Here is a 9,548-nt window from a genome sequence, read left to right on the forward strand (position 1 = left end):
ACGGCGCTTCAGCCGCTTTCGCCGGCCCTCACCAGACCGCTTTCGTACGCGAAGACGATCGCCTGGGCCCGGTCGCGGGCCCCGACCTTGTCGAGGATCCGGCTCACGTGGGTCTTGACCGTCTGTTCGGCGAGGAACAGCTCTCCGGCGATCTCCGTGTTCGACCGGCCCCGGGCGACGTGGACCAGCACCTCGGTCTCCCGGGGGGTCAGCCCGTTCAGCCGGCCCCCGGCCTCCGCACGGGCCGGGGGCCGGCTGCGGACGAAGCCCTCGATCAGGCGCCGGGTGACCCTGGGGGCCAGGAGCGCCTCGCCGGCCGCGACGACCCGTACGGCCTGGATCAGATCGGCGGGCGGGGCGTCCTTCAGCAGGAAGCCGCTGGCACCGGCGGCCAGGGCGTCGTACACGTAGTCGTCGATGTCGAACGTCGTGAGCATCAGCACCCGGGGCCGGTACCCGTCCGGAGACGACGGGTCCATGAGGCGGCGGGTGGCCTCCAGACCGTCCAGAACCGGCATGCGCACGTCCATGAGCACCACATCGGGGCGGTGGGCGGCGCAGAGCGCGATGCCCTCCGCGCCGTCGCCGGCCTCGCCGGCCACTTCGATGTCGGGCTGTGCGTTCAGCAGCGCGCCGAACCCCGCCCGGATCATGGCCTGGTCGTCGACTACGAGCACTTTGATGGTCACGGCGTTCCTGACGGTGGGGTTGCTGACAGGGGCGTTCCCGGCGGGGGACGTTCCTCCCCGGACGGTTCCGGCAAGGGCAGAAGAGCGCTGACCCGGAAGCCGCCGTCGGGGAGGGCTTCGGCGGTGAACTCGCCGTCGAGCATGGCCACCCGCTCGCGCATGCCGACCAGGCCGTGCCCGCCCGACCGCGGCTCGACGGCCCGCTGCCCGCCCTGGGGAGCCGAGTTGAGGACCCCGATGCACAGCGCACCCCCGCGCCGCGAGACGAGCACGTCCACGCCCGCACCGGGGGCATGGCGCACCACGTTGCTCAACGCCTCCTGCACCAGGCGGTACGCGGACAGGGCGACGGCCGCGGGCAGGCCCTCGGCCGGCTCGACTCCCCTGTCCATGTGCAGCCGGGCACGGATCCCGGCGCGGCGCGTCGTCTCCAGGAGGGCGGGCAGGTCGGACAGGCCGGGCTGGGGGGTGTGCTCGCCGCCCGGCGACTCCTCGTCACGCAGTACGTGGAGCAGGCGCCGCATCTCGGCCAGGGACCGGCGCGCCTCGGCGGCGATCGCGGTGAACTCCTCGGCGGCGGCCGCCGAGACGTCGCTGACGCGGTAGGGCGCACTGTCGGCCTGCACGGTGATCACCGACATGTGGTGGGCCACCACGTCGTGGAGCTCCCGGGCGATGCGGGCCCGTTCCTCCAGGAGGGCCGCCCTGGCCTCCTCGGCCGCGCCGCGCTGCTCGGCCAGCGCGAGCCGGGCCTGCACGTCGCCCCTGCCCCGGATGGCGTTCACGGTGACGGCGGCGACCGCGAGGATCAGGCCCAGGGGGAGCAGCGCGTACCAGCCGCCATGGTCCGGGACCACCGCGGCCAGTACGGTCCCGGCCGCCAGCACCTCCAGCCACATCGCCGTGATCGCGCGGCGGGAGGCGCGCAGCCCGACCACGGTGAGGGTCGCCGTCAGGGTGAGTACGGACGTCACGGCCCAGGGCCAGGGCTCCGCCGCGGAGGAGGGGCGGGTCAGGGCGGCGGTCGCGACCGTCACCGCCAGCTCCGTCCACCAGGCGGTCCGGGGGCGGCTGAGCGCCAGGACGAGTGGCACGGCGCGCCCGACGGTCAGGGCCATCGCGGGGCCGTAACCGAGGCTGTAGTGCTGGGCGAGGTCCAGGGTTCCCGCGAAGTAGACCGCCACCGCCAGCAACCACACCGCCCCGGTCAGGGCCGTGCCGCCCCGCCGACCGCCCGGGAAGGGGATCGACGGCCGGGCCAGGTCGTCCCACACGGCTCCGCGCAAGGAGGCGGGGAGGGCCCGGAGTTGGAGGCCGGAGAAGCTGATCTTCATCGTCGGTCATCGTACGGCCGGGCTCACGGCCGCGGGGGACCGGCCGACGGGATCACAGCTGATGGCTCCAGGCGATCACCAGCACGATGCCGGCCGCGAAGGCCGCCGCGGTGGTGACCGCCGGCCATATGCCCACCCGTCGGCCCCACATGCCGCCCGCGAGCCGGGCGTGCAGACGGTTCAGCAGCCACAGGGCGCCGAGCCCGGCGACGGCGGACAGCAGACCGACCCCGAAGTGCGCCAGCCAGGCCCCGGCCATCGACGGGCCGCCCCACGCGGTGGTGTACGGGCCGGGCTGGACCAGCGGGTACAGGACCCCGCGGAGCACGAAGAGGAGCTCCAGCCCGACCGGTATCAGCGCGAGGAGCCCCAGCGGAAGACACACCAGCGAGTGCGCCAGCAGCCGCGCCCCACCCGGCTCGCCGCCCCCGCCCCGCACTGCCGGGCCCTGCTCCCCGGCCCGCGCCCACCACCGCCGGGCCGCGTCGGACCGCCCGGCCGCCACCGCGCCGACCGTCCCCACCACCATCGGCAGGAGCAGGGCGGCGTACCCGACCCGGCGCACGGACCGCGACCGCAGGACCCCCGAGCCCGCCTCCACGGCGCTGCCCGTGCGGTGCGAAGTGACAACAGCCATGATCTCTCCCCCACTCCTCCGGCCGGCCCGCTTGCCGACCCCCCAACCGTAAGAAGTCGGCCCGTCACCCCGCGTCCCTCCACCGCGCCAACCCGACCCCCTACCCCGGTAGGGGGTCGCCGGTCCCGGAAAAGCAGAAGACCCAGGTCACGGATAGTGACCTGGGTCTTCTGGATGGAGCCGCCTTCGGGATTCGAACCCGAGACCTACGCATTACGAGTGCGTTGCTCTGGCCAACTGAGCTAAGGCGGCACCGCTGGGAAGACAAGATTTTTCCCCGGAAGGAAGGCTCTCATCAGCAGCGGCGCCAAGTCTACAGGGTTAAACCGGGTGCCCCGAACCGGGGCGGCGGGCGGGGGTCAGCAGCGTTTGCCGTCCGCCGGGGGCTGGCCCTGGAGGAGGTAGCGGTTGATCGCCGTGTCGACGCATTCGCTGCCCCGGCCGTACGCCGTGTGGCCGTCGCCGTCGTACGTGAGGAGCGTGCCCGACTCCAGCTGGCCGGCCAGGGCCTGGGCCCACTTGTACGGGGTCGCCGGGTCGCGGGTCGTGCCGACCACCACGATCGGGGCCGCGCCCGCCGCCTTCAGGGGCTTCGCCGCGCCCGTGGCCTTCACCGGCCAGTACGCGCAGTTCAGGGAGGCCCAGGCCAGGCCGGTGCCGAAGACCGGGGAGGCCTTCTGGAAGGAGGGCAGCGCGGCGTCCACCGCCTCGGGCCCGCTGAAGGCCGGAGGCTGGTCCAGGCAGTTCACGGCCGCGTTGGCGTACATGAGGTTCGCGTACGAGCCGTCCGCCTCGCGCTCGTAGTAGCTGTCGGCGAGGGCCAGCAGGCCGGCGCCGTCGCCGTCCATCGCGGCAGTGAGGGCCTCGCGCAGCTGCGGCCAGGCGCTCTCGTCGTACAGCGCCGCGATCACGCCGGTCGTCGCGAGGGACTCGCCCAGCGGGCGGGCCGGGTCGCCCGACGGGACCGGCTGGGCGTCGACCTTGCGGAAGAACTCCTTCAGGCGCTCGGCCACCGCGTCCGGGCCGCCCTGGCCGAGCGGGCAGTCGGCCTGCTTCGCGCAGTCCTTCGCGAAGGAGCGGAAGGCGGTCTCGAAGCCCGCCGTCTGGTCGCGGTTCAGGTCGAGGGAGGACCGGGACGGGTCCAGCGCACCGTCCAGGACCACCCGGCCCACGCGGGCCGGGAAGAGGTCCGCGTACGTGGCGCCGAGGAAGGTGCCGTACGAGGCCCCGACGTAGTTCAGCTTCTCGTCGCCGAGGACCGCGCGCAGCATGTCCATGTCCCGGGCGGCGTCCACCGTCGAGACGTGCGGCAGCACCCGCTGGGAGCGGGTCTCGCAGCCCGCCGCGAACTCCTTGAACGCGGCCACCAGCTTCGCCCGCTCCGCCGGATCGTCCGGGGTCTGGTCCACCTGGGTGAAGCGGTCCATCGCCGGCCCGGTCAGGCACTCCACCGGGCTGCTGCGGGCCACGCCGCGCGGGTCGAAGGAGACCATGTCGTACTGGGCGCGCACGGCGGCCGGGTAGCCGATGCCCGCGTACGCCTGGAGGTAGCCGATGCCGGAGCCGCCGGGGCCGCCCGGGTTGACCAGCAGGGAGCCCAGCCGCTTGCCCGGGCCGGTGGCCGGCCGGCGGGCCACGGAGAGCTCGACGTCCTGCCCGGAGCCGGGGTCCGCGTAGTCCAGCGGCGCCTTCATGGTGGAGCACTGGAAGCCGGGGACACCGCAGTCGCGCCAGCTCAGCTTCTGGTCGTAGTACGAGCGCAGGGCGTCCGGTACCGCGCTGGGCTCGGCCGAGGCCGCCACCTCGGGCCCCCCGGTGGTGCACCCGGAGACCAGCAGCCCGGCGGCTGCGATCACGGTTCCGGCGGTACGCAGCAGGCGCCTGGTGTCCATACGGCGAGCCTACGTGCTGCCGGCGGCCCCCGTCGGGCGCGCGGGAGCCCGGGCGGGAGTCCCGGCGGCCGTCCCGGACCGGCGTCTTCCGGGCTCCGGCCGGGCGCACGGCGCGGACCGGGCCCCCGCGGCGCCCCGCCCGGGACCGCTCGTACGGGTGAAGCGGGGCGCGTACCGGGGCGCGCGGACGGTCAGCCCGCGCGGAGCGCCATCGTCATGGCCTCCACCGCGAGCAGCGGCGCCACGTTCCGGTCGAGGGCCTGCCGGCAGGCGATGACCGCCTCGATGCGCCGCAGCGTGCGCTCGGGACGCGAGGCCCGCGCGACCCGGTCGAGGTCCGGCCGTATGTCCTCGTTGGCGATGGCCACCGCCGAGCCGAGCTGGAGGGCCAGCACGTCCCGGTAGAAGCCGGTGAGGTCGGTCAGGGCGAGGTCGAGGCTGTCGCGCTGCGTCCTGGTGCGGCGGCGCTTCTGGCGGTCCTCCAGCTCCTTCATCACCCCGGCGGTACCGCGCGGCAGCCGGCCGCCCGCGCCCGCTCCGGCGCCGAGCGCGGCCCTCAGCTCCTCGGTCTCCTTGGTGTCGACCTCCTCGGCGACCTGCTTGGCGTCCTCGGCGGCGGCGTCGACCAGCTCCTGCGCGGCCTTGAGGCAGCCGCCCACGTCGTCCACCCGCAGCGGGAGCTTGAGGACGGCGGCGCGGCGGGTCCTGGCGGCCTCGTCGGTGGCGAGCCTGCGGGCCCGGTCGATGTGGCCCTGCGTCGCGCGCGCGGCGGCCGCCGCGGCGGCCGGCTCCACGCCGTCCCGGCGGACCAGTACGTCGGCCACCGCCGCCACGGACGGGGTGGTCAGGGTCAGGTGCCGGCAGCGGGAACGGATCGTGGGCAGCACGTCCTCCAGGGAGGGCGCGCACAGCAGCCACACCGTCCGCGGAGCGGGCTCCTCCACGGCCTTGAGGAGGACGTTGCCCGCGCCTTCGGTGAGCCGGTCGGCGTCTTCCAGGACGATGACCTGCCAGCGCCCGACGGCCGGCGAGAGCTGGGCCCGGCGGACCAGGTCGCGGGTCTCCTTCACACCGATGGACAGCAGGTCGGTGCGCACGATCTCCACGTCGGCGTGGGTCCCGGCCATGGTGGTGTGGCAGCCGTCGCAGAAACCGCAGCCCGGTTCACCGCCGAGGGCGCGGTCCGGGCTGACGCACTGCAGGGCCGCCGCGAAGGCGCGGGCGGCGGTGGCCCGGCCGGAGCCGGGCGGGCCGGTGAACAGCCAGGCGTGCGTCATCTTGGACGCGGGCGGCGGCGGGGCGCCCTGCTCGGCGGCCGTGACGAGGGCGTCCGCGTCGCGGGCCGCGGCGGCCAGCTGCGCCTGCACGCGGTCCTGACCCACCAGGTCTTCCCACACGGGCATGCCGCCCACCGCCTTTCACTCTCCGTCGACACTGCCTGATCACATTGTGGCGCCCGCCACTGACATTCCCCGCCCGCGGTCACGTTCCGTGGACGGGGCGCGCCGTCAGCGGCGGCGGCGCGGCCTGCCCCGCCCGTCGGCGTCGTCCTGGCCGTCCTCGTCGTCCCGGCGCGGGCCCAGCAGTTCGTCCGCCAGGGTCGGCAGGTCGTCCATCGGGGTCGCCTCGGCCCAGTCGGACGGGGCCCGGCGTGGCCGGCCGTCGTCACCGACGACGGGGAGCTCGCGGGTCACGTCGTTCCCCGAGTCCCGGAAGATGCCCGGCGGCACCCGGTCGGCCGGGGCCTCCTGCGAGTGGGGCTCCGTCGGCCGCTCCGCCGGACGGGTCCGCCCGGACCGCGTCTCCCGGATGTCGCCGTCGGGGCGCACGGGCGGCAGTACGGCCGTTTCGTCCAGCGGGCGCGGGGCGCGCGGGTCGATCTTGGGCACCGGGACGGTCTGGGTCACGTCGTCGGGCTGCACGAACCGTCGCACCACGGGGGTCTCGACGGTGACGGCCTCGTCCGGCAGCGGCTCCTTGCGCATCACGACCTTCGGCGCGGACTGCCCGGCGGACTCCGCCGGGGCCTGCGCGGCCGCGGCCCGGGCCTGCGCCTGGGCACGGGCCTGCGCCTCGGCACGGGCCTCTGCCGCCGCACGGGCCTCGGCGGCCGCCTGGGCCTCGGCCGCGGCCTGAGCCTGTGCGGCCCGGGTCGCCTGCTCGGCAGCCGCGACGGCGGCAGAGGCCTCCGCCAGCCGGCGCGCCTCCTCCGCCCGCAGCAGGGCCTCCTCGGCGCGCCGCTGCTTCTCCAGGCGCCGCTCCTCGGCCTCGGCCCGCAGCCGGGCCTCCTCCGCCTCCTGGAGCCGGATCCGCTCCCGCTCGGCGGCGCGGGCCTTCTCCTCCGCCTCGGCACGCAGCCGCTCGGCCTCGGCCCGGGCCCGGGCCTCCTCCTCGGCCCTCAGCCGCTCCTCCTCGGCGCGGCGGGCCGCCTCGGCCTCGGCGCGCAGCCGGGCCTCCTCGGCCTCCCGGGCCAGACGGGCCTCCTCCTCGGCCTTCAGCCGGGCTTCCTCGGCCTTGCGCGCGGCCTCCTCCTCGGCCCTGCGCCGGGCCTCCTCCTCCGCGAGCCGGCGGGCCTCCAGCTGCGCGGCCACCTCGGCCTCCGAGAGCGGCAGCATCCGGTCCAGGCGGTGGAGCACGACCGTGGTCACCGAGCCCGGGTCCTGCCCGGCGTCGACCACCAGGTAGCGCCCGGGGTCGGCGGCGGCGAGCGTCAGGAACCCGGCCCGCACCCGCTGGTGGAACTCGGTCGGCTCGGACTCCAGCCGGTCCGGCGCCTCCGTGAACCGCTCCCGGGCGGTCTCCGGGGACACGTCGAGCAGCACGGTCAGGTTCGGCACGAGACCGCCGGTGGCCCAGCGGGAGATACGGGCGATCTCGGTCGGGGACAGGTCGCGCCCGGCACCCTGGTAGGCCACCGAGGAGTCGATGTAGCGGTCGGTGATGACCACCGCGCCCCGCTCCAGGGCGGGCCGGACCAGCGAGTCCACGTGCTCCGCGCGGTCGGCGGCGTACAGCAGGGCCTCGGCGCGGTTCGACAGCCCGGCGGAGGAGATGTCCAGCAGGATCGAGCGGAGCCGCTTGCCGACCGGGGTGGCGCCCGGCTCGCGGGTCACGACGACCTCGTGGCCCTTGCCCCGTATCCATTCGGCCAGCGCCTGCACCTGGGTGGACTTGCCGGCTCCGTCGCCGCCCTCCAGGGCGATGAAGAACCCGGTCGTGGGCGGGGCCTGGACGGGCTCCCCGCCGCGCAGCGCCTCGCGCAGATCGCGGCGGAGCGGCACCCCGCGCCGGTCGTCGGCCTTGACCAGGACCACCACCGCCACAGGCAGCAGCAGCACGCCGGCCAGCATCAGCGCGTAGCCGGCGCCGTGCCAGAGGCCGGTCTGGCCGCCGCCGATGCGGAGCGTGCCGACCGCCGCGGCCACCAGCGGGGCGGCGACGGCACCGAGGGCCACCGCCACCCGGACCACGGCCTGCAGGTGCTCGGTGACCCGGGCCCGGCGGAACTCCTCGGTCTCCTGGTCGAGCAGGGTGTGCCCGGTGTTGGCCGCGACGCCCGCGGCGGTGCCCGCGAGCAGCGCCAGGAACAGCACGGTCGCCGTGTCGGAGACCAGCCCGGTCAGCAGCAGCGCCAGCCCGGCCACGGCGACGGCCAGGGCCAGCAGCCGGCGCCGGGACAGCGCGGGCAGTACCTTGCCGGCCTGCGCGGCGCGGATCCCCAGCGCGGTACCGCCGACGAGGGCGAGCACCAGCAGGGCGTAGGCGGACGGGCCGCCGCCCAGGTCGAAGGCGTGCAGCACGGAGACGGACGCGGCGAAGGCGATCGCCCCCGCGACGGCGGCGCAGGCCGCCACGAGCAGCCGGATCGCGCCGGTACGGCCCTTCTCGGGCCGGTCGCCCGCCCGCGGGGCCCGCAGGCCCTCCAGCGGGGAACGCGGCCTCGGGGTCTTCACGGCGGGCAGCGTCAGCGGCACCAGCAACGAGAGGGAGGCGGCGAACAGGCCGGCGGCCACGTACGAGCCCAGCGCCGCCTGGTTCGCGGCGAACCAGTCCACGCCCAGGGCCAGCGCCCGCCCTATCAGGGTCGCGGCGAGCAGCGCGGCGGCCGCCACGGGCATCGCCGCGAAGGCGGTGCGCAGCGAGAGCCGCCGCAGCGCGTCGAGGTGGTCGGGCAGGGGCCGTACGGTCGCCCCCTCCGGCGGCGGCGCGGGCAGCAGCGCGGGCGCGGCGCTCTCCTTGGCCAGCGTCCACACCCGCTCGGCACCGCCGGATACGAACACGGTGGCCAGCAGCGCGATCACGGCGTGCGCGGGGATCCAGTCGAGCCACAGCGGGGCGACGACGAACAGCCCGATCCGCAGCCCGTCGGCACCGACCATCGTCCAGCGGCGGTCGAGCTTGCCCCCGGGGGCGGTGAGCTGGGCCAGCGGGCCGAGCAGGACCGCGCCGAACAGGACGGTGGCGAGGAAGCGCACGGCGAAGACGGCGGCGACGGCGAAGGCCGCGCCCCGGTAGCCGCTGCCGAACAGACCCTCCGGCCCGGCGGTGACGGCCGCCTGGAGGGTCAGCAGCACCAGCACCAGCAGGGCGAGGGCGTCACCGATGCCGCTCACCAGCTGCGCGCTCCACAGCCGGCGCAGCCCGGGTGTGCGCAGCAGGGCGCGCACCGCTCGCTCGCGGGAGTCCGCGGCTAGGGCTTCGTCGTAGGTGGGGTTCTCGGAGTCGGTCACGACCGTCGGCTGCTCGGCTCGCGTCATCCGCCCAGCCTATCCGCTGCGCTTGGCCGTTGCGGGGGCCTGTGGACGACGCCGGGTGTGACCCGCCACCCACCTCCCGGAGCTCCGCCCCGGCCCCGCTCCGCGGGCTCCGCCGGCCGGGCGGGGGCGGCCGCTGCGCGGGGCGGTCCCCTACCCGCCCTTCCACCGTTCCCAGGGGCTCCGCCCCTGACCCCGTTCGCCTCAAACGCCGGCGGGGCTATCTGTAGCCCCGCCGGCGT

At 75.9% G+C, this 9,548-nt stretch carries 6 protein-coding genes and 1 tRNA gene; all 7 read right to left on the reverse strand.

Annotated elements, in window-relative coordinates; translation table 11 throughout:
- Positions 1-8: 8 nt before the first annotated feature.
- The 7 genes from AC07A6_RS36635 to tmk all read right to left on the reverse strand — a co-directional run bounded on the left by AC07A6_RS36635 (position 9) and on the right by tmk (position 9,309).
- Complete coding sequence (locus tag AC07A6_RS36635; protein ID WP_478780005.1) at positions 9-689, reverse strand: response regulator; 681 nt, start codon at positions 687-689, stop codon at positions 9-11.
- On the reverse strand, positions 686-2,023 hold the full coding sequence (locus tag AC07A6_RS36640) for a sensor histidine kinase (protein ID WP_478780006.1): 1,338 nt from the start codon (positions 2,021-2,023) through the stop codon (positions 686-688). Before AC07A6_RS36640 ends, AC07A6_RS36635 begins: the two co-directional genes overlap by 4 nt.
- A 52-nt stretch (positions 2,024-2,075) precedes the next feature.
- Complete coding sequence (locus AC07A6_RS36645) at positions 2,076-2,660, reverse strand: hypothetical protein (protein ID WP_478780007.1); 585 nt, start codon at positions 2,658-2,660, stop codon at positions 2,076-2,078.
- Positions 2,661-2,835: 175 nt separating this feature from the next.
- Positions 2,836-2,912, reverse strand: a tRNA-Thr gene (locus AC07A6_RS36650).
- 107 nt (positions 2,913-3,019) lie between these two features.
- Positions 3,020-4,552 carry an alpha/beta hydrolase gene (locus tag AC07A6_RS36655; RefSeq protein WP_478780008.1) on the reverse strand — a complete coding sequence of 511 codons (1,533 nt, stop codon included), beginning with the start codon at positions 4,550-4,552 and terminating at the stop codon, positions 3,020-3,022.
- A gap of 191 nt (positions 4,553-4,743) precedes the next feature.
- Positions 4,744-5,955 carry a DNA polymerase III subunit delta' gene (locus AC07A6_RS36660; protein ID WP_478780009.1) on the reverse strand — a complete coding sequence of 404 codons (1,212 nt, stop codon included), beginning with the start codon at positions 5,953-5,955 and terminating at the stop codon, positions 4,744-4,746.
- Positions 5,956-6,060: 105 nt separating this feature from the next.
- Positions 6,061-9,309 (reverse strand): dTMP kinase, encoded by a 3,249-nt coding sequence (gene tmk / locus AC07A6_RS36665; RefSeq protein ID WP_478780010.1) that lies wholly within the window; start codon positions 9,307-9,309, stop codon positions 6,061-6,063.
- Positions 9,310-9,548 lie beyond the last annotated feature (239 nt).

This window comes from Streptomyces sp. NPDC044002 (assembly GCF_056434525.1).